Origin of the sequence: Nisaea sp. (assembly GCF_040217065.1) — a bacterium.
In the GTDB taxonomy this organism is placed as follows: Bacteria; Pseudomonadota; Alphaproteobacteria; order Thalassobaculales; family Thalassobaculaceae; genus Nisaea.
This window is the reverse complement of the sequence record NZ_JAVJNX010000008.1, coordinates 117,968-138,057: the sequence shown is the minus strand read 5'-3', so window position 1 is coordinate 138,057 and position 20,090 is coordinate 117,968. Positions and strand designations below refer to the sequence as shown.

The window sequence follows — 20,090 nt, the reverse complement described above, 5'->3', positions numbered from 1 at the left end:
GGATCTTTCGCTCCTTCGACCAGCATGGACGTTCGACAAAGCAATCATGCCCACTCCGCAAACCCAAGACCTGCTGCAGCAGGCGCTCACGCACCACCAGCAGGGCAAGCTGCCGGAGGCGGCCGCGCTTTATCAGGAGGTCTTGCGGCGTGACCCGCGCCAGCCGGATGCACTCCATCTGTTCGGCGTACTGATGCATCAGGGAGGGCAGCATGAAACCGGGCGTCAGCTTGTCGAGGCCGCGGTGCAGATCGCGCCCCAGAGAGCAGACTTCCTCAGCAATCTTGGTCAGATCCTGAAAGCATTGGGCAAGCTGGACGAGGCCGAATCTGCCTACCGCAGCGCCCTCGCCAAATCACCCGGCTTTGTCGATGCCCTGGCCAATCTGGGCGCCCTCCTGCAGGAGCGCGGCGCGGTGGCGGAAGCGATCGGTTTCCTGCAGCAGGCGATTCGGAAAGAGCCCGGCCACGCCAATGCGCATATGAATCTTGGCAACGCCCTTCGAAAGGATGGCCACGTCGAAGAGGCCGAAGCCGCGCACCGGCAAGCCGTCTCGCTCGCGCCTTTGAGCGAGGAGGGCCATGCCAACCTGGCCACCACATTGATGGATCAGGACAGGCTCGGGGAAGCGGATCGCGCCCTGAAACGTGCCCTTCTCCTGAATCCGGCCCTGGCCGAGGCAGCAAACAGTTTCGGTTTTCTCCTTTTCAACCAGCGCCGCTACGGGCAATCGGGGACTTGGTTCCGCCGCGCCATCCTGCTGGCCCCCGGCTATGCCGCCCCCGAAACCGGTCTTGCCGAACTGGCCTATTTCTGCTGTGACCTGGAACAATCCCTGCGCCACTCCGAAAACGCCCTCCGCCTCGCCCCTGACGAGCCGCAAATCCATCTGCGCCATGCCATCAGGCTGCTGGCAGCCGGCCGGCTGGCAGAAGGCTGGCAGGAACGGGAATGGCGGCATCAGGCACCGGACCGGGTGCGTCGGATCGGCCTGCCACCCATATGGCAGGGCCAGCCTCTGGCTGGAAAGCGCCTTCTTGTTTGCGCCGAGGAAGGCGTCGGGGACGAAATCCTCTATGCCTCCATCCTTCCCGAAATCGCGCAGCAGGGCGCCGAGCTGGTGATCGAATGCGACGAACGTTTGCTTCCAGTTTTCCGGCGCTCCTTCCCCGATGCAATGGTGCATGCCTATGCACGTGCGGGCGACGGCTTCCGGCCGGTGCAGAAATATGACTGGCTGCCGCACGACAAGCCGGTCGACTACGCCATCGACGCCGGCAGTCTTGCCCTCTATTTCCGGCGTTCACTTTCCGATTTCGCAAGGACCCGGCCCTATCTGAAACCGGATCCGCAACGCATTCTTCACGTCCGAGACATGCTTGGCGGAACCGGCGACGGACTGAAGGTCGCGCTCGCCTGGAGATCACGCAAAAGCACGGCTTTCAGGGACATTCACTATACCGCCCTGAAAGACTGGTTGCCGCTCTTCGCCCTGCCCGGAGTGCAGACTGTCTCTATCCAGTATGGCGAAGACTGGAATACGGAGATCGAGACCCTCGCGCGGGAGACCGGGTACGGTCCAGCGATCCTGCCGGACCTCGATCTGACCGATAGTTTCGACGACATCCTCGCACTGGTATCCTCGGTCGATATTCTCGTCTGCCCGAGCAGCACGCTCGGCTGGATCGGCGGGGCGCTCGGACAGGAAACCTGGCTGTTCCATCCCCGGCCTCTCTTCGTCCAGTACGGCACGGACAGCTTCCCCGGCTTTCCGTCCGTCAGAAGCTTCTCCAAGCCGTTTGAGGAAAGCTGGGAGCAGACCATCTCCGGGATTACCGCCGCACTCGGCACAAGAGCAGCGACATGAGCGCGACATTGCTTCAGGCAGCATTCGCCGCCCACCGGGCCGGCAAACTTGAGGACGCCGTCGGCTATTACAGGGCCTGCCTTGCTTCCGATGCCGGGCAAAGCGCCGTCTATGATTATCTTGGCATCGCCTGCACCGGCCTGCCGGGGCGCAGCGCGGAAGCCGTACATGCCTTTCGACGCTCCCTGCTGCTTGAGCCCGGGCGCGGCGCCGTCTTGAGTAACCTGGCAACGCTCTATGCTCACGCAACGGACGATCCAAGGGCCCTCCTGTGGTTTCGCCGCGCGTCGAAAGCAGATCCTCTGCGCGCTGACCATTGGGCGCGTCAGGCGAGCTGTGCAATCCGGCTTGGCCGTAATGCCGAAGCCCATACCTGCCTGAAGCAGGCATGTATGCTGGCACCGGAGGACCCTGTCCACTGGGAGCATTTCGGGACCCTGTTGCGCCGCATGACCCGCCGGGCGGATGCAGAGCGCAGTGTCCGGAACGGACTGCTCATCTGTCCCGGGGCGGGACGTCTCTGGTCATCCCTGTCGGCGACACTTCTGGAAGTGGACAATATTCCAGCGGCAATCCTGTATGGACGCCGGGCGAGAATTGCCGCACCGGCGGATAGCGAGGCTTTCGGAAATCTTGCCCAGGCCCAATACCGGTCCGGGCAGATTGACGCCGCGATATCGAGCGGTGCGCAAGCCATGCGGCTCGACCCGCAAAATCCGATCATCACTCTCAATCTCGCAATCTATCTTCTGACAAAAGGTGATCTGGCGCATGGCTGGCCGCTCTATGAAGCCCGCCTGATTCCGCTCCGGAAAATGACGCGAAATCTTCCGCCACAGCCCTGGACTCCGGAGATCGCCGGGCCGGGAATCCATCTGCTGGTCTATGCCGAACAGGGTCTCGGCGACGAGGTCATGTTCGGCACCTGCTTTCCGGAGCTTCAGGAACGGCTGAGCGCGGGAGATCTGGGCAGCGTGACGGTCGAGTGCACCGACCGGCTACGTTCCCTGTTTGAACGCTCCTTCCCCGCATTCCGGTTTTTCGACCGGATCCGCAAACAGGAGCAGCGGCTGCGCCCGGCGGACTATGAAACCGCGGTTCGCACCCATGGCTGCACGCATCATGTGGCGGCCGGCAGCCTGCCCAAATTCTTTCGCGCGGCATTGAGCCACTTCCCGGACACGAATACCATCCTGACACCGGATCCGGACAAGCTTGAGCACTGGAAAAACTGGCTCGCGACAGCGGGGGCCGGCCCCAGGATCGGGCTGAGCTGGAGATCACGCGCCGGGCGCGACCGGGCGTCGGTCTATTATCCCGGGCCAGGAAATCTCGGGCCTTTTCTGGATATCGCCGGCGCGCAGTTCGTTACCCTGCAATATGACGAGGATCCGGAGGAACTGGCCCTGATCGAGCAGCAGACCGGAGTCCGCATGCTGCGGCCGGACGGCCTCGATCTGACCAACGATCTTGATGGTGTGGCCGCGCTGATCGCGGCACTCGATGCCGTCGTCGCGCCACAGAATCTGGTGCTCAGCCTGACAGGAGCTCTCGGAAAAAAGGGTTACTCGATGCCGCATTTCCTGACCTGGGTGTCGCTCGGCTCCGACCGCATGCCGTTTTTCCCGTCACTCACGGTTGACGTTCGATGGGACCGGGAGGGGCTGGACTGGAAGCCTGTCATGGGGCGGCTCGCCGGACGCTTGCGATCGGATCTTGGCCTCTAGAGATGTAACCCGCGTCTCTAGCGCTCCGCGACGGCTTCGGCGGCGATCGGGGTCGAGCGTGCCCTGCGCGCCTCGCGGTAGGTAATATACAGCCCGCTGCCGACAATGATCCCCGCCCCGAGCCAGGTCAGGGCATCCGGCAGGGTGCCGAAGATCAGGAACGTCATCAGAGTTGCCATCAGCAACTGGCCGTAATTGATCGGCGAGAGCAACGAGGCTTCACCGAGCCGGAAGGCCTTGATGACGAAGAAATGCCCGAGGCCGCCAAGGAAACCGGTCAGGGCGAACAGACCGTAATCGAGCGCATTGTTCGGCAGCCGGTAGTCGAAGGGCAGCGCCACGCTGGTGATCAGGGCACCGATCAGGGCGATATAGGTGATTGAGGTCTCGGCCGAATCGCTGCTGGCATATTTACGCGTCAGCACCTGGTAGACCGCATAGAAGAACGCGGTTCCCATGACCAGGAACATCGCCCAGTGGCTTTCCGCGCCCCCCGGACGAATGATGACCAACGCGCCGCCGAAGCCGACCAGAACGGCAATCCAGCGCCGTATCCCGACCTTTTCGCCGAGGAACGGAACCGCCAGTGCGGTGACGATGATCGGCGAGGTGAAGTTGATCGCGCTCGCTATCGGCACTTCGACATAGCGCAGCGCCAGGAAGAACAGGCAGGTGCAACAGAACATCAGTATGGAGCGAATGATGTGAACGCCCGGCTTCTGCGCCCGCAACAGCCCGATCCCGTGCCGCGGCATGAAGATGAGGAGTGCAAACACAAGGTGCCCTGTATAGCGGGCCCAGACGATCTGCGTGGTCGAGTAATCGGCCGAAAGATAGCGCGCCACCACATTCATGCAGGGCAGCACGGTGATCGCGCCCAGCATGAAGAGAACAGCGATGCCGTAGGAATTCGTCAGTGTGCCGGAAGGAGATGCCGCAGCATCCGGTGCGTCTGTTGCCATTTGCGCAGCTTACTTTTGCTGCGACCGCAAAACAAATTCCAAGCCGGAATGAATGAGGCGTCACGGCGCCCGGAGCGATGCCAGACGCGCAGCCAGCCTGCCAGGTATCATCGCTTCAGAGTATGCGGCGTCACGGTGAGGTACATCGCGTTCATGGACATGTCCGGGTGCCGGCCCTTCTCGCGAAAGCCGGCCCGCTTCAGGGCGATGACGGCGGGCCAGTTGTCCGGGTGCGGGCAGGCGACGACGCGGTCGATTTCAGGGTCGCGGAATATCTGGGTTGCCAGTGCCCGGAGCAAAGCCTGTCCGTGTTTCCGGTTAAGGAACGCGCTGTCGCCGATCAGAAAATCGATGGCGCGGGTCCGTCCCGTAACATCCGCAATCGCTTTCCAGCGCGGGTCGCCTTCGGCACCGTAGACATGCGCGCAGCCGATCGCCTGGCCGGCATGTTCCACAATGAGGAGCGAGGCGTCCGTATCCCGGGACAGGCTGTCGAGCGCCCCGGAAATCGTCGAAAAGACCCGGTGCGTCCAGCGCGTGACATGGGGCGCGGCGAGCCAGCGCCGGATGATATCTTCTTCCGCAGGCTCCGCCGACCGAAGACTGAGGTCACTGCTGCTAGCGGACATCCGCGCCGAGCGCCGCCACCGTCGTCATATCCTTGTCCTTGCGCATGCTCGCGACGTCGCGGCGTTCCGGGTTCAGTCGGTATTCGATGAAAGCCACGACCCGCGTCACAACGAAGACAAGCGTCAGGTAGAAGACGGCGGCAATCAGGAAGATTTCCAGCGGCTTGTAGGTCTGCGAGATCAGTTTGCGGGCAATGCCGGTCATTTCCAGCAGCGTGATCGTGCTGGCCAGCGATGTCGACTTGATCATCAGGATGATCTCGTTGCCATAGGCCGGCAGGGCCTGGCGAATGGCCTGCGGAAAGACGACCCGCCGGAACCGCATGACCGCGTTCATGCCGCAGGCCTTGGCCGCCTCGATCTGGCCGAACGGCACCGCCTGGATGCCGCCACGGATGATCTCGCTGGTATAGGCGCCGGTATTCAGGGTCAGCGCCAGGATCGCGCACCACCAGGCTTCCCGCAGGATCGGCCAGGCAAAGCTTTCCCGCACCACTTCGAACTGGCCGGAGCCGTAATAGATCAGGAAGATCTGCACCAGCAGCGGCGTGCCCCGGAAGACATAGACAAAACTGTAGGCGAAGCCCGCAAGAGGCCGGAACCGGGACGTCCGCAGCAGCGCAATGACAATCGCCAGGAAGAATCCGAGAAAGAGCGACGACGCGGCCAGAGCCATGGTTACCGGCAGGCCGTCGAGGATTTTCGGAAAGGCTTCCGCCATCAGTTCGAAATCCATGGCTCAGGCCCTCCTGACGCCGCGATTGGCCCACAGCTCGGCAAGGCCGAAACCCTTGTTCGAAAAGGCCGTCAGGATAAGATAGAGCACGCCCGCGGTAAGGTAGAATGTGAACGGTTTCTGGGTCGAGCCGCTGGCAACAGACGCCTGGCGCATGATTTCGACCAGACCGACGATGGAGATCAGCGATGTGTCCTTCAGGGTGAGCTGCCAGACATTGCCGAGCCCCGGCAGCGCGAACCGCGCCACCTGCGGCACCATGATCCTGCGAAACAGCAGGAAGCGGCTCATGCCGCAGGCCTTCGCTGCCTCGATCTGACCCTTGGGAACAGAGAGGACCGCGCCCCGGATCACTTCGGTGGCATAGGCGCCGGAGATGGTGCCGAGCGCGATGGTGCCGATGGCGAAGGCATCCAGCTCGATATAGTCCTCATACCCGAACATCCGGGCCACAGTCATCAGCGCCATGCTGCCGCCGAAGAACAGCAGATAGATGACCAGCAGGTCCGGCACGCCACGGATCAGCGTTGTGTAGGCTTCCCCGATGAGGCGGAGGAGCATGTAGCGGGAAAGTTTCAGGGCGGCGCCCAGGGTACCGATGACGATACCGAGCAGGAATGCCGCCATGGCCACAGCAAGCGTCATCAGCATGCCGCGGACCATTTCGTCGCCCCAGCCGGCATCGCCCCACTGCAGCAATAGCATCCAATCCGGCAAATTCACCTGGGCGGTCTCCGTCGGGTTTCAGCAGCGACACGGCCGCCATCAGGCGGCCGCGTGCATTTTTTCAGGTCAGTTGCAGCCGATCATTCCTTCGGCGTGCCGTCGAAGCCGAACCACTGCTTGGACAGCTTTGCGATCGTGCCGTCTGCACGGGCTTCGTCGATCGCCTTGGTGAACATGTCGGCCAGTTCCTGGTCGTCCTTGCGGATGCCCGCGCCGACGCCGTTACCGAACGGGCCACCATCCATCTTCGGGCCGACCATCGCCATGGTCTTGCCCTTCTCGCCTTCAAGCAGCGGCACCCAGTAGGAGAGCGACGCCAGAGCGGCATCGATCCGGCCTGCAACGAGATCGAGATCGAGGTTTTCCTGGGTGTCATAGGTTTTCACGGTGACCGTGTCGCCCATGTATTCGTTCAGGAAGTTCTCGTGCGTGGTGGAGATCTGCACGCCGACGGTCTTGCCCTTCAGAGCGGCCTTCATCGAGTCCAGGCCAGCCTTTTCCTTGGCATCGACATCGGCCAGGGTGAGCGCGTCAAGACCGGCACTAAGGCTTGCCAGCGGGCTTGACTTGACGACCACGAAGGAAGCCGGGGACCCCATGTAGGAACGCGAGAATGTGATGACTTCCTTGCGCTTGTCGGTGATGGACATGCCGGCCATGATGGCGTCGAACTTGCCCGCCTGCAGCGCCGGAATAATGCCTTCCCACGCGGTCTGCACCAGATCGCACTGAACATCCATGCGCTCGCACAGATCGGCATAGAGGTCGACCTCGAAGCCGTCGAGCTTGCCGGAGCTGTCGGTGAAGTTCCACGGCGCGTAGGCGCCTTCGGTGGCGATGCGGACCTTGCTGCCCGCCTTGAAATCCTTGGCATCCGCGGCACCGCCAAAAGCGATGGACGCGAGGGCCAGAGCAGTCAGAAAACGTTTCATTATTGTAGCTCCCAGTTTGGTTCCCTGCGGTTGCTGTTGCTGCCTCGATCAGGCTCGTTTGACGAACTGACGGCAGCGCTCCGATCGCGGGTTGTCGAACACCTGTTCAGGCGGTCCCTGTTCTTCCACGCGCCCCTGATGCAGGAAGACAACCTCGTTCGAGACCTCGCGAGCGAAATCGATTTCATGTGTAACGATGATCATGGTCCGGCCTTCCTCGGCGAGCTGGCGCATGACCAGCAGCACCTCGCCAACCAGCTCCGGGTCGAGTGCTGAGGTCGGCTCGTCGAACAGCATGACCTGGGGCTCCATTGCCAGCGCCCGCGCAATCGCACAGCGCTGCTGCTGGCCGCCGGAAAGATGGCTGGGATAGGAATCCCGCTTGTCTGCGATTCCGACTTTCTTAAGCAGGCTCTCCGCGCGGGCAATGGCCTCTTCGCGCGGCACCTTCAGCACATGGACCGGTGCCTCGATGACGTTTTCGAGCACTGTCATGTGAGTCCAGAGATTGAAGCTCTGAAACACCATGGAAAGCCGCGAGCGGATGCGGTCGACCTGCCGGTTGTCGGCCGGGAGCTGCGTGCCGTTCGGGCCCGGTTTCATGGCGATTGTTTCACCGTCGACGGAGACAATGCCCCGGTCCGGGATCTCAAGCAGATTGATGCAGCGCAAAAAGGTGCTCTTGCCGGACCCGGACGAGCCGATCATGGAGATCACGTCGCCCTGACGGGCTTCGAGAGAAACCCCCTTGAGGACCTCAAGGCCAGCGAAGCTCTTGTGCAGGTCCTGAACGACCAGCGCTTCGGATACGGAATCCGGCGCGTGCGCTACTGCCATATTGACGCAATCCCTACGGTAACGGACAGGCGCAGCATAATGGTCAATGCGAAACCGGCAAGATTAATGTCACGGAAACGCCATGAAAATCGCACGGAACAATGCGGGCGGCACCTATCCGCCGAGCGCCTTGATCCGGGCTTCGAGCATGCCGCGTGCCGGCGCATCCGGTCCCATAAGCGCCAGCAGCTCGCTCCAGAGCGCTTTCGCTGTCGCAGCATCACCATTCCGGAAGGCGACAAGGCCGCCATAGAAAAGGCCGTCGGGATTTTTCGGTGCCAGGTCGCGGATATGGCCGACCAATGCGACGAACTCTTCGGTCATTCCCGTCTCCGGCGTGCCGGGCGGGAACAGCGCCCGGGCATAGGCGAGCTGGATGTTCAGGTCATCCGGCGCCAGCCGGGCCGCATTGGCCTGCGCGTTCTTCGCCGCCTCGGTCTTGCCGAGCACGCCATAGGCGCGGGCGAGCCGGATCCAGCCGTCGAGATCATCGGGCTCTTCCTCCATCCGGCTGGCCAGACGATCGACCATCGACTGGATCATGGCCGCACGATCCTCGGTGCTCATCTGCTGCGCTGCGGCCACGTCATCGGCACTCGGCCCGGGTTCCACCGGGCGTTCGGAACGGGTCGCCTGCTCGGCCGCACGGAGGCTGGCCACGTCGATACCGGCCTCGGCGCCAAGCTCGTCGATCCGCTGTCTCACCAATGCTTCCCACGGAGCATCCGGCGGTGTATCCGCCTCCAGTGCAATCCACCATTCCAGAGCGCCGGCCGGGTCCGCGGCCTGACTGCGCGCCAGGCCGAGATAATACCGGGCACGCGGTTCCAGCGGCTGCTGCCGATTGACGGCACGGAAGTCCTCGACGGCCGTGGGCGACACCATGCCATCCGCCGCGAGCACCAGCGCCTCTCCCCGCGCGGCCAGGAGCTCCAGGTTATCCGGCACCATGGCAATCGCCTTGTCGTAGGCAGCAACCGCCTCGCGATAACGCTCCGTCACCATGTAGGAGCGACCCAGCAGCGACCAGCCGTCCGCATCGTCCGGATTAGCCGCCAGCTTGGCTTCCAGCTCCGAAACCATGTCCGAAACGCCCGGCTGCACCTCTTCCGGGGTGCCCCCACCCCCCTCGCTGCCGGGATTGCCGGCAAGGGCCCGGGTTCCTGCTCCATCACTACGCGAAGCCAGCGGCAGATCCGGCATGCCGGGGCTGCCGACGGAAACATAGGTCAGAAGAGCGCCCGCGGGGACCGCGAAGATCACCAGCACCACTGCCGCGAGCCGGCGCTTGCGGATCGCCTGCGGAGACTCGGTGTTGCCGCCGTCATGCTCCGCCGCCGCAGCCAGCATCCGGCGCTCGATCTCGAGTTTCGCAGCCTCGAAATCCTCGGTCGCGAGGCGACCCGCATCAAGGTCGCGCTCCAATTCCAGCAGCTGGTCGCGATAGACCGCCAGCGCTTCCTTGCCGGCTTCTTCCGCATCATCGTCAAGTGTTCCGGCGGACAGGACCGGCCAGAGCAACAGCAAGATGGTGCCGAATGTCAGCACTCCGGCAAAAACCCAGAAGATCATCAGGCATTCCCATCCTGCTCAGACAATAAGGCGTCGATCCGCTTGCGCTCGGCATCGCTCAAAGGCACCGGCGCCACGTCCACGCCACCGCCATCTCGTCGCCGCAGAAGGAACACGGCGACACCGATGGCACCGAAGATCCCAATGGCCAAGGGTCCGTACCAAAGGACCAGCGTCGATGCCTTCACCGGTGGCTTGAGCAGCACGAAATCGCCGTAGCGGTCGACCAGGAAGCTCTTGATTTCGGCATCGCTGTCGCCGGCAACCAGCCGTTCCCGCAGGATCACCCGGAGATCCTTGGCCAGCCCCGCATTGCTGTCGTCGATAGACTGGTTCTGGCAGACAAGGCAGCGGATTTCCTTGCTGAGTTCGCGCGCCCGAGCCTCAAGCGCGGGATCCTTCAGCATTTCGCCCGGCTCCACCGCAAAGGCGGGCAGGGTCAGGACGGCGATCAGCAGTGCCAGGAGTGCGGGGCGGATCATCCTTTGGCCGCCCGCAACTGCTGGACCATCGGCAGGATCGTCTCCTGCAGGGCCGGGGATGTCAGCGGGCCGACATGCCGATAGCGGATATGCCCGCCCGCATCGACGACATAAGTCTCCGGAACGCCGTAAACGCCCCAGTCGATGGCGGCACGGCCGTCCCCGTCGACACCGATCCGGCCGAACGGATCACCCAGCTCGCGCAGCCAGACGATGGCGGCATCCGGCTTGTCCTTGTAATTGATGCCGACCAGCGGCAGGTCGGTCTCGGCGGCAAGCCGCATCAGGATCGGGTGTTCCACCCGGCAGGGACCGCACCAGGAGGCGAAGAAATTGACCAGCGTCACCTCACCCCTGAGAGCCTCCGGTCCAACCCCGGGCTTGTCCTGGAGCAGCGGCCCCAGATCATGCGGCGGCACGGGCTTGTCTATCATCGCCGATGGCAGCACATGCGGGTCTTTCTTGGTCAGGATCGGCACGGTGAAATAGCCGGCAATCACCGCGAAAACCAGCAGCGGCAGAAGGAAGAGCAGCCGTTTCAGCATCTCAGTCTCCCGCCTCCGCCGCCGGCGCCGCCGCGCGCCGCTTCGAGCGTTTCGGCGCCCCGATCCGCAACCGCCGGTCCGACAGGGAGAACAGTCCGCCAAGGACCATCAGCATGGCCCCGGCCCAGATCCACGGTACCAGCGGCTTGACCCAGACCCGAACGATGTAGCCGCCCTCGGTACTGCCTTCACCGATGGCGACATAGAGGTCGCCTTCGATGCCGGAGCGAATCGCCGCTTCGGTGGTTGGCATCTGCTGTACCGGGTAGAGCCGGCGTTCGGGCTGCAGGGTTGCGAAAGGCACACCGTCCTTCGTGACATTGAGTGTGGCCATGTCCCGGAAATAGTTCGGTCCCTGGCTGCGCTCGACCTTTTCCAGCACCAGCTCGTACTGGCCGATGGTCAGGGTATCCCCCGCCTTCGCCGTGGCGACGAGCTCCCGTGTCCAGTTGGTCTCGCCCGTCGCACCGCAGATGAATACCGCCATGCCGATATGAGCGAGACTCATGCCATAGGCCGCACCCGGAAGCGAGACGAGACGTCTCAGACTGTCACCGAGCGGTATCCGGAACAGGCGGATCCGCTCGGCCAGCTCGGTCACGACGCCGCCGGCCACCCAGGCGGCGAAGCCGAAACCAAGCACCGGCGCCAGCGGGGCGCCCTCCACCAGCACGAGGATGCCGCCCGCAACCACGATGGTGAAGAGCGCACTGACCCAGAGCTTTTCGATCGCCACGCGCAGGTTCCCGCGCTTCCAGGGCAACAATGGCCCGATCGCCAGAAGCACAAGCAGCGGGATCATCACCGGCACGAAGGTCGCATTGAAGAAGGGCGCACCGACAGAGACCTTGTCTCCCGTCATGGCGTCGAGGAACAGCGGATAGAGCGTGCCGATGAAAACCGTTGCCGTCGCCACGCTGAGAAACAGGTTGTTGAGCACCAGCCCGCCTTCCCGGCTGACCGGGGCGAACAGGCCGCCGGCCTTCAGCGCCGGCGCACGGATGGCAAAGAGCGTGAGCGAACCACCGACCGCGACGATCAGGATACCGAGGATGAACAGCCCGCGCTCGGGATCGACGGCAAAGGCATGCACCGATGTCAGGATGCCGGAACGCACCAGGAACGTGCCCATCAGGCTGAGCGAGAAAGTGATGATGGCAAGCAGGATGGTCCAGGCCTTCAGCGCATCCCGCTTTTCCACCACGATAGCGGAATGCAGCAACGCGGTTCCAGCGAGCCAGGGCATGAAACTGGCATTCTCGACCGGATCCCAGAACCACCAGCCGCCCCAGCCAAGCTCGTAATAGGCCCACCAGCTGCCGAGCGTGATGCCGGCGGTCAGGAAGGTCCAGGCGGCGAGGGTCCAGGGCCGCACCCAGCGGGCCCAGGCCGGATCGACCCGGCCCTCGATCAGTGCCGCCATGGCGAAGGAAAAGGCCAGCGAGAAGCCGACATAGCCGATATAGAGCATCGGCGGATGGAAGGCGAGGCCCGGATCCTGCAGCAGCGGGTTCAGGTCACGGCCGTCAAGCGGCGCCGGGTCGAGCCGCTCGAACGGGTTCGATGTCAGCAGGATGAAGCCGAGAAAGGCGAGGCCGATCAGGCCCTGGATGGAAATCACCCGCGCTTTCAGCGTGTCCGGCAGTTGCCGACCGAAAGCGGCCACGGCGAAGCCGAACAGGGCCAGGATCAGCACCCAGAAGACCATCGAGCCTTCGTGGTTCCCCCAGACGCCGGAGATCTTGTAGAGCAGCGGCTTCAGGCTGTGGGAATTCGCCGCCACATTGGCGACCGAGAAGTCCGAGGTGATGTAGGCGTGCATCAGTGCGCCGAAGGCGATCGCAATGCACAGGAACTGGGCGGAAGCGGCGGGGGCGGCGAAGCCCATCAGCGCAACATCGCGCTTGGCTGCGCCATACATCGGCACGACGACCTGCGCGACGGCAACAAAGAAGGCAAGGACAAGGGCGTAGTGCCCGATCTCGGCGATCATTGCGCCGTCTCCCCTTCTTTCCAGCGGCCGGACTTCTTCAAGGCATCGGCGACCTCGCGCGGCATGTAATTCTCATCGTGCTTGGCCAATACTTCGCTGGCCGTGAAGACGCCGCCGCTGAACTTGCCTTCCGCCACCACGCCCTGCCCCTCACGGAACAGGTCCGGCAGCGAGCCGCGATAGACGACTTTCACCGCGTTCTGGAAATCGGTGACGATAAATTCGGAGCGCAGCCCCTCCTCATACTTCTTCCAGCTGCCATCCTCGACCATACCGCCGATCCGGATACGCCGGTCCGCGCCGACATCCTTTTCCGCAAGATCCGTCGGACTGAAGAAGAAGACGAGATTTTCCTCGAACGCGGTCAGCACAAGCGCCGCCGCCGTGCCGAGCATGACAAGGCCGATCAGGACAATGGAAAGGCGGCGTCTCTTAGGCGTCATGTCGCGCATCCTCCAGATCGGCCTGCTGACGGCGCTGCCGCCGCGGCCCTACCCGCTCTTCCAGAGCGGTCAACTCGCGTTCGCGCGCCCGCATGCCTGTGATGGAAGCAACCAGCATCACGGCGAGCACCAGAGCGACGACACCGTATGACGACCAGATGAAGGCCGCATATCCGCCCATTTCGAGAAATTCCTGAATGGCCCTGCTCCGGCAAACCGTTCTTCGACACCGGGAATTTAGATTATTTCCGAGGCCCGTCAAAGCGACGTGGCGTCGCGGGCTGATCACAAGCTGGCCAGCCTCGCATCCGCGTCATGAAATGTCGGACAGACGCAGCAGTCGAATGCGACGGGCCGTCAGTGCGCCGCGCATGCGCACGATCAGTAGATACAGGAAATACAGCTTGAAAGCGCCCGCCATCAGCAACAGCGGCAGCAGCATGGACGGGTCGACGGACGGGCCATCCATCCGGGCCACGCTGGCCGGCTGGTGCAGGGTGTTCCACCAGTCGACCGAGAATTTTATGATCGGGATATTCACCACCCCGACCAATAGCAGCACGGCCCCCGCCCTGGAGCCGCGCTCCGGATCGTCAAAGGCGTTCACAAGGGCGATATAGCCGAGATAGAGAAAGAACAGGATGAGCACCGAGGTCAGCCGCGCGTCCCAGACCCACCAGGTGCCCCACATGGGCTGCCCCCAGAGGGAGCCCGTGATCAGCGCCATCAAGGTGAAGCCGGCACCGATCGGTGCCGCGGCCTGGGCCGCGACATCGGCCAGCGGATGCTTCCAGATCAGGAAACTGCCCGCCGCAGCAGCCATCACCACATAGACGAACATGGCCATCCAGGCCGACGGCACATGCACATACATGATCCGCACGGTCTCGCCCTGCTGGTAATCCGCCGGCGAGGCGAACAGGGCGAAATAGAGCCCGGCGGCGCCGGTCAGCACCCCGAGCACCATGATCCAGGGCTGCAGCCGGGCGGCAAGGCGCATGAAGCGCGCCGGGTTGGCAAGCCAGTGGAACCAGTTCATCCGCGCATATCCTCCGAATGCCGTACCGGCATGGATCGGTCCGGGTGCGGGGTCCGCCCCCGTCTCTTTCCGTCCGCAGATCTGTTTGAACACCAACCGGCGGAAAACATCAACCGGCCGCCTGTCGCAGGGCCGCCGCCGTCGCCCAGGGCGCCAGCGGCAGGCAGGCCACCAGCATGGCCCCGAGGATCAGAAGCTGTGCCTTGGCCGACTGCCCGGTGACGGCCGCCTCCACCGCGGAAACCCCGAAGATCAGCAACGGAATGGCCAGAGGCAGCACCAGCAGGGCGACCAGGGTTCCGGCCCGGCGGGCACCCAGCACCAGCGCCGCCCCGACCCCGCCGAGCAGGCTGAGGACCGGCGTGCCAAGCGCCATGCTGGCCAGCAGCACCGGAAACGCCTCGGATTGCATGTTCATGAAGACCCCGAGCAGCGGCGCGATCAGCAGCATCGGCAATCCCGTCGTGAGCCAGTGCGCCAGGCATTTCGCCAGCACCAGCAGCTCCAGCGGCACCGGTGTCAGCAGCATCAGCTCCAGCGAACCGTCGTCGTAATCGGCCTGGAACATCCGGTCGAGGGAGAGCATCGCCGCCAGCAGCGCGGCAACCCAGACGATGCCGGAGGAAATCCGCTCCAGCACACCCGGCTCCGGGCCGACGGCGAGCGGGAACAGGGTGACCACGATGACGAAGAACATCAGCGCCATGGCCGCATCGCTGCCCTGGCGCAGGGCCAGCGAAAGATCGCGCCGGACGAGGGTCAGAAACGCCTTCATGACGCATCCTCGAAAGCCGCGCCGAGAGCGCCATAGGCAGCGTCGAGATCGGCCGCGGACGGCTCGAACGCACGGAGATCGAGCTCGGACACGCCGTCCCCTGCCTCGAAACGAATATGGGTGGCCGCCACGATCATGCCGCCGCGCTGCCGGTGCGCCGCGATCGCCGCTTCCAGTGCGGCAACCCCGTCATCGTCCAGCCCCACGGTCGGCTCATCGAGAATCCAGAGCGGCGCCTCGCTGACCAGCAGCCGGGCCAGCGCCAGCCGGCGCTTCTGGCCGGAAGAAAGATATCGGGCCGGGAAATCGGCGCGATGACCGATGCCGAAATGCTCCAGCGCCGCCATCACGGAGATGCCGTCGGCGCCGCGCATGCCGGACCAGAATGTCAGGAGTTCCTCGGCTGTCATCGCCGGTTTGGCCGCATCCGCATGGCCGACATAATGCAGGCTCCCGGCATGGGCTTGCGGGTCGTCCGTGACCGGCGCGCCGTCCCAGAGAAGATCGCCGCGGGCCGGACGGACCAGGGTCGCCATGGTGCGCAGCAGGCTGGATTTGCCGCTGCCGTTCGGGCCCTTCAGGATCAGCACCCCACCGGAGACAAGAGCGAAATCCAGCCGGTCAAACACCAGACGGCCGCCCCTCTGGCAGCCGAGGCCCTTGCCCTCGAACCGGTGATCACCGAAATATTCCATGAAAGCAATGCCCTCGTGCCGCACGGAGCCACCATAGGCGAGGTCGCCGCCGGCCTCAACGCGGTAAGCTGCCGCAAGGCTGTCGCGGGATGTTTTTCGCGAGCGCGACCGGGATTTACATAAAGAAAGCGGCGCCGTTCTCTGGGGGGGAGGGGGAACGCGGCGCCGCTTTTCAAGGTCCCGGCCCTTAACAGGGAACCGGAGAAGGGGACCAGTTCTTGGCGAAAGCTCCGCCAAGCCATTTTACCGGGGACTGCCGGTATATGAAAAATATAGGAAGCTTTATGGTGATTTCGAGGTCACGAAGTGTATTTTTTCCATCTGCTCTTTCCGGTACGAGGCACTGACGGTGGCCGAATTCGTATCAACCGGTAACAAAGAATAAGAATCCAGCTCTTGGGGAGTGACCAATGTCCGCCATCCATGCCTCCGCCGCCCTATCCCGTTTCACCGTGCTCGACCTGACGCGGGTCCGCTCCGGGCCGACCTGCATCCGCCAGCTCGCCGACTGGGGCGCGAACGTGATCAAGATCGAACTGCCTGAGGCGATGGAAGCAGGCAACCAGCTCGGCGGCGCCCGCAGCGGATCGGACTTCCAGAACCTGCACCGCAACAAGCGGGCGATGACACTGAACCTGAAGGACCCGGAAGGCCTCGCGCTGTTCAAGCGGATGGCAAAGACGGCGGACGTCATTGTCGAGAATTTCCGCCCCGACGTGAAACAGCGCCTCGGCATCGATTACGAAACCCTGGCGAAGGACAATCCCGGACTGGTCTATGCCTCGATCTCCGGCTTCGGCCAGGACGGCCCCTACGCCAAGCGCCCCGGCTTCGACCAGATCGCCCAGGGCATGGGCGGCTTGATGTCGATAACCGGCGCCCCCGGCGAGGGCCCGATGCGGGTCGGCATTCCGGTGGCGGACCTGACCGCCGGCATCTTCGCCTCCCAGGGCATCATGGTTGCCCTGCTGGAAAGGGAAGCCTCCGGCAAGGGCCAGTGGGTGCATACCTCCCTGCTGCAGGCGCAGATCTTCATGCTCGACTTCCAGGCCTCGCGCTGGACCATGAGCGGCGAGGTCGCCAAGCAGGCCGGCAACAATCACCCGACCAGCATCCCGACCGGCGTATTCCAGACCAGCGACGGCTATATGAACATCGCGGTTGCCGGGGAGAAGATCTGGACCCGGTTCTGCGCTGTCATCGGCCGCGAGGACCTGCCGGACAACCCGGATTATAAAACCGCGCCGTCCCGCTCGAAGAACCGGGACACGCTGAACGCCCTGATCCAGGACCTGCTCGCCACCGAAAGCACGAAGCACTGGGTCGATCTTTTCAACAAGGAAGGCGTGCCCGCCGGCCCGATCTACAATATCGACCAGACCTTCGCCGATCCGCAGGTCAAGCATCTCGGGATGCAGAAAACCGTACATTCCGAAGAGCATGGCGATATCGATCTGGTGGCCCAGCCGATAACGCTCTCGCGCACGCCCAGCACCTTCGCCGCCGCCCCGCCCGCCTATGGCGAGCATACGGACGAGATCCTCGGCGGTCTCGGCATGAGCACCGAGGACATCCAGGCCCTGCGCGACAAACAGGTGATCTGACCCGCACCCCGCCCCGACAGCCGATACGAAACGGACCCGCCCCATGCCCGCCAGCGCCGCGCCGCAGCCGATCCTGACCGAGTTCAAGGACGGCATCGCCCGCCTGATCTTCAACAACCCGGCCCGCCACAATGCCATGTCCCTTGAGATGTGGACCCATGGGGCGGAACTGCTGGAGGCCTTCGGGCGGGACGACAATGTCCGGGCCATCCTGCTGACCGGGGCGGGCAGCGAGGCCTTCGTCGCCGGGGCGGATATTTCCAAGTTCGGGGACGAGCGGGCCAGCCGGGACGCGGTCGAGACCTATGACCGCGCCGTCGCCCGCTTCCAGCAGGTGATGCGGGATCTGGAGAAACCGACCATCGCCCGGATCGACGGCTTCTGCATCGGCGGCGGTCTCGCCATCGCCATCGAATGCGACATCCGGGTCTGCTCGGAGAAATCCAGCTTCTCGGTGCCCGCCGCCAAGCTCGGCATCGGCTACGCCATGGACGGCATCCGCCGCCTGCGCACACTCGTCGGCCCCGCCTTCGCCGCCGAGATCTTCTACACCGCCCGCCGGTTCTCGGCACAGGAAGCGGTGATGATGGGGCTCGTCAACCGGGTGCTGCCCGAAACGGAGCTCGACAAACATGTCGAAGACCTGCTCTCCCGCATCTCCGAAAACGCCCCGCTGGCCATCCAGACGGCAAAACGCGCGCTGATCGAGCTGGAGAAACCGGAAGACGGACAGGACGCCGCCTCCTGCGAGGCGCTGGTGCTGAGATGCATGGAGAGCGAGGATTATGTGGAGGGAAGGACGGCCTTCATGGAGAAGCGGAAGCCGGTGTTCCGGGGGCGGTAGGAAACCGCTCAGTTACAAAATGGAATACAATTTTCGAACATAAACTTAGCCCCTGCAAGATAAGGGAAATCTAAACGCGAAATAATTTTCCACGCATCAGACAGTTACAAACCCAAAATTAAATGCCATTTAAATGGGTGGTGAGGTACTTAAAGTGGTGGCACGATACCGCTCATTGGTACTGAAATCGACCTATTGAGGTCTTGGTTCCCATGACATCGAATAACAGCACAAACATTGTCGCTTTCAGTGAAGAGGATGTCATCCGTCTCACTGGGCTTTCACTCGGGCAACTTCGGGCGTGGGACCGGCGTGGGTTTTTCGAGCCGCAATTCGCATATGAAGACCGGCATGTTCCACATAGCCGAGTTTACTCGTTTCAAGACGTAGTTGGGCTGAGGACCATCTCGGTACTAATGAAAAATTACAAGGTATCTCTGCAGCAGCTTCGTAAGGTTGCCGGCGAGCTAATACATAGGGGGTTCGACCATTGGACCGACGTCCGCCTTTATGTGCTCAATAAACAGGTCCATTTTAGAGAGCCCACGTCAGATAAAGTTGAAGGAATATGGGACGGGCAACTTGCAATGCTCCCTGTTATCGACGTTATACACGACGTTGAAAACCGCATTATTGAAATGAATCAAAGGTCCAAATCACAAAGCGGGAAAGTCGAGAAACATAAGTATGTTGCTAGAAATGCGTCCGTAATTTCAGGCACACGAATACCAACAGCATCAATACGAAGATTTCACGAAGCCGGTTACACAATCAGCCAAATCTGTCACGAATACCCGACTCTTACTGAAGAAGATGTCGCTGCAGCGATTTCCTATGAAGAAGGACTCGCAAAAAGCGCATAAATTGTCATAGACATAAATTATGCGCTTCATGCTCGATGAAAATGTTCCCCGCGCCGTTGCAGAACTCCTGCTTAAAAGAGGCTATACAGCGGAATTCATCCGTGATTTCGCTTTTCCTGGCGCAATCGACACGACAGTAGCGACTATCGCCGAACAGCGAAACTCGATCCTTATCAGCTTTGATGGGGACTTTGAACGGATTGCCCCGCGCATCCCATTGGGGCAGCGTCGTCGTTTTAAAAGCCTTAGCCGTATCTGGCTCAGATGCGAAGAGCACAACGCAGCGATTAGAATAAACGCAGTGCTGTCATTCATTGAGACCGAGTATGAAACCGCACAAAACTCGCCTCGCAATCGTATGCTTCTTTGGATTGGGAAATCTTATCTCACGACCCACCGATAGGCTGAGTTTACAGAAAACAGCCCAAACCTAATCCACGATGAACAGCTTCGCGCCGGTCGCCGTCGAGGACCGGTGGGCTGCGTCGCCGAAGTCGGAGACCTGATAGGACATGCCCGCTGTCATAATGGTCTTGCGGCCGTCCTTCAGTTCGGAGACCAGCTCGCCTTCCAGCACATAGAGAATATGCCCCCGGTCGCACCAATGGTCGGCGACGTAGCCTGGTGAGTATTCGACCTGCCGGATGCGGATATCGCCGATTTCCATGGTCCGCCAGATGGCCTCCCCGGTCTCGCCGGGATGTCTGGTTTCGGCGACCTCGGACCAGTCGGTGACGGTGAACGGCAATGCGGGGATTTTCATGGGAGGCTTTCGGGTGACGGGAGGACGAGCCGGAAGCTTATGCAGGTGCAGGGCAC

The 20,090-nt window shown here is 62.6% G+C and carries 22 protein-coding genes; 6 read left to right on the top strand and 16 right to left on the bottom strand.

What is annotated here, in order from left to right; translation table 11 throughout:
- Positions 1-46 precede the first annotated feature (46 nt).
- A complete protein-coding gene (locus RH950_RS09745) occupies positions 47-1,867 on the top strand; it encodes a tetratricopeptide repeat protein (protein ID WP_350056156.1) in 1,821 nt (606 codons plus the stop codon).
- Positions 1,864-3,594, top strand: a complete 1,731-nt coding sequence (locus tag RH950_RS09740) for a tetratricopeptide repeat protein (RefSeq protein ID WP_350056154.1) — start codon at positions 1,864-1,866, stop codon at positions 3,592-3,594. The genes RH950_RS09745 and RH950_RS09740 overlap by 4 nt, the downstream gene beginning before the upstream one ends.
- 17 nt (positions 3,595-3,611) lie before the next feature.
- On the opposite strand, the gene RH950_RS09735 is transcribed toward RH950_RS09740, so the two are convergent.
- From RH950_RS09735 to ccmA, 15 genes are all read right to left on the bottom strand, one after another.
- Positions 3,612-4,556: a DMT family transporter gene (locus RH950_RS09735; protein WP_350056152.1), complete on the bottom strand. Its 945-nt coding sequence runs from the start codon at positions 4,554-4,556 to the stop codon at positions 3,612-3,614.
- 107 nt (positions 4,557-4,663) lie between these two features.
- Positions 4,664-5,185, bottom strand: coding sequence for a GNAT family N-acetyltransferase (locus tag RH950_RS09730; RefSeq protein ID WP_350056150.1), 522 nt, complete (start codon positions 5,183-5,185; stop codon positions 4,664-4,666).
- A complete protein-coding gene (locus RH950_RS09725) occupies positions 5,175-5,921 on the bottom strand; it encodes an ABC transporter permease (protein WP_350056148.1) in 747 nt (248 codons plus the stop codon). Before RH950_RS09725 ends, RH950_RS09730 begins: the two co-directional genes overlap by 11 nt.
- 3 nt (positions 5,922-5,924) lie before the next feature.
- The gene (locus tag RH950_RS09720) at positions 5,925-6,644 is read right to left on the bottom strand and encodes an ABC transporter permease (protein ID WP_350056146.1); all 720 of its coding nucleotides are present in this window, start codon (positions 6,642-6,644) and stop codon (positions 5,925-5,927) included.
- Positions 6,645-6,727: 83 nt separating this feature from the next.
- On the bottom strand, positions 6,728-7,579 hold the full coding sequence (locus RH950_RS09715) for a lysine/arginine/ornithine ABC transporter substrate-binding protein (protein WP_350056144.1): 852 nt from the start codon (positions 7,577-7,579) through the stop codon (positions 6,728-6,730).
- 48 nt (positions 7,580-7,627) lie between these two features.
- Complete coding sequence (locus RH950_RS09710) at positions 7,628-8,416, bottom strand: ABC transporter ATP-binding protein (RefSeq protein ID WP_350056142.1); 789 nt, start codon at positions 8,414-8,416, stop codon at positions 7,628-7,630.
- Between the two features lie 114 nt (positions 8,417-8,530).
- A complete protein-coding gene (ccmI, locus tag RH950_RS09705) occupies positions 8,531-9,988 on the bottom strand; it encodes a c-type cytochrome biogenesis protein CcmI (protein ID WP_350056140.1) in 1,458 nt (485 codons plus the stop codon).
- Positions 9,988-10,470 carry a cytochrome c-type biogenesis protein gene (locus tag RH950_RS09700; RefSeq protein WP_350056138.1) on the bottom strand — a complete coding sequence of 161 codons (483 nt, stop codon included), beginning with the start codon at positions 10,468-10,470 and terminating at the stop codon, positions 9,988-9,990. The genes ccmI and RH950_RS09700 overlap by 1 nt, the downstream gene beginning before the upstream one ends.
- Positions 10,467-11,015 carry a DsbE family thiol:disulfide interchange protein gene (locus RH950_RS09695; protein ID WP_350056136.1) on the bottom strand — a complete coding sequence of 183 codons (549 nt, stop codon included), beginning with the start codon at positions 11,013-11,015 and terminating at the stop codon, positions 10,467-10,469. The genes RH950_RS09700 and RH950_RS09695 overlap by 4 nt, the downstream gene beginning before the upstream one ends.
- Position 11,016: 1 nt before the next feature.
- Positions 11,017-13,008: a heme lyase CcmF/NrfE family subunit gene (locus RH950_RS09690; protein WP_350056134.1), complete on the bottom strand. Its 1,992-nt coding sequence runs from the start codon at positions 13,006-13,008 to the stop codon at positions 11,017-11,019.
- Entirely contained in the window at positions 13,005-13,451 is a 447-nt protein-coding gene (gene ccmE, locus RH950_RS09685; RefSeq protein ID WP_350056132.1) for a cytochrome c maturation protein CcmE, read from the bottom strand. The genes RH950_RS09690 and ccmE overlap by 4 nt, the downstream gene beginning before the upstream one ends.
- Positions 13,441-13,632 (bottom strand): heme exporter protein CcmD, encoded by a 192-nt coding sequence (ccmD, locus tag RH950_RS09680; protein WP_350056130.1) that lies wholly within the window; start codon positions 13,630-13,632, stop codon positions 13,441-13,443. The genes ccmE and ccmD overlap by 11 nt, the downstream gene beginning before the upstream one ends.
- A 132-nt stretch (positions 13,633-13,764) precedes the next feature.
- Positions 13,765-14,490: a heme ABC transporter permease gene (locus RH950_RS09675; protein WP_350056128.1), complete on the bottom strand. Its 726-nt coding sequence runs from the start codon at positions 14,488-14,490 to the stop codon at positions 13,765-13,767.
- Positions 14,491-14,599: 109 nt separating this feature from the next.
- Positions 14,600-15,265 carry a heme exporter protein CcmB gene (gene ccmB, locus RH950_RS09670; RefSeq protein ID WP_350056126.1) on the bottom strand — a complete coding sequence of 222 codons (666 nt, stop codon included), beginning with the start codon at positions 15,263-15,265 and terminating at the stop codon, positions 14,600-14,602.
- A complete protein-coding gene (gene ccmA / locus RH950_RS09665) occupies positions 15,262-15,960 on the bottom strand; it encodes a heme ABC exporter ATP-binding protein CcmA (protein WP_350056124.1) in 699 nt (232 codons plus the stop codon). Before ccmA ends, ccmB begins: the two co-directional genes overlap by 4 nt.
- A gap of 410 nt (positions 15,961-16,370) precedes the next feature.
- Here ccmA and RH950_RS09660 point away from each other — a divergent pair, with 410 nt between their 5' ends.
- The 4 genes from RH950_RS09660 to RH950_RS09645 all read left to right on the top strand — a co-directional run bounded on the left by RH950_RS09660 (position 16,371) and on the right by RH950_RS09645 (position 19,674).
- The gene (locus RH950_RS09660) at positions 16,371-17,564 is read left to right on the top strand and encodes a CaiB/BaiF CoA transferase family protein (protein ID WP_350056122.1); all 1,194 of its coding nucleotides are present in this window, start codon (positions 16,371-16,373) and stop codon (positions 17,562-17,564) included.
- A 43-nt stretch (positions 17,565-17,607) separates the two neighbouring features.
- Positions 17,608-18,408 carry an enoyl-CoA hydratase gene (locus RH950_RS09655; protein WP_350056120.1) on the top strand — a complete coding sequence of 267 codons (801 nt, stop codon included), beginning with the start codon at positions 17,608-17,610 and terminating at the stop codon, positions 18,406-18,408.
- A gap of 212 nt (positions 18,409-18,620) precedes the next feature.
- Complete coding sequence (locus RH950_RS09650) at positions 18,621-19,271, top strand: DUF433 domain-containing protein (RefSeq protein ID WP_350056118.1); 651 nt, start codon at positions 18,621-18,623, stop codon at positions 19,269-19,271.
- A 19-nt stretch (positions 19,272-19,290) separates the two neighbouring features.
- Positions 19,291-19,674 carry a DUF5615 family PIN-like protein gene (locus tag RH950_RS09645; protein ID WP_350056116.1) on the top strand — a complete coding sequence of 128 codons (384 nt, stop codon included), beginning with the start codon at positions 19,291-19,293 and terminating at the stop codon, positions 19,672-19,674.
- A 27-nt stretch (positions 19,675-19,701) separates the two neighbouring features.
- Here the strand turns inward: RH950_RS09645 and RH950_RS09640 are convergent, their stop codons facing one another.
- Positions 19,702-20,034 carry a DHCW motif cupin fold protein gene (locus RH950_RS09640; protein WP_350056114.1) on the bottom strand — a complete coding sequence of 111 codons (333 nt, stop codon included), beginning with the start codon at positions 20,032-20,034 and terminating at the stop codon, positions 19,702-19,704.
- Positions 20,035-20,090: the final 56 nt, after the last annotated feature.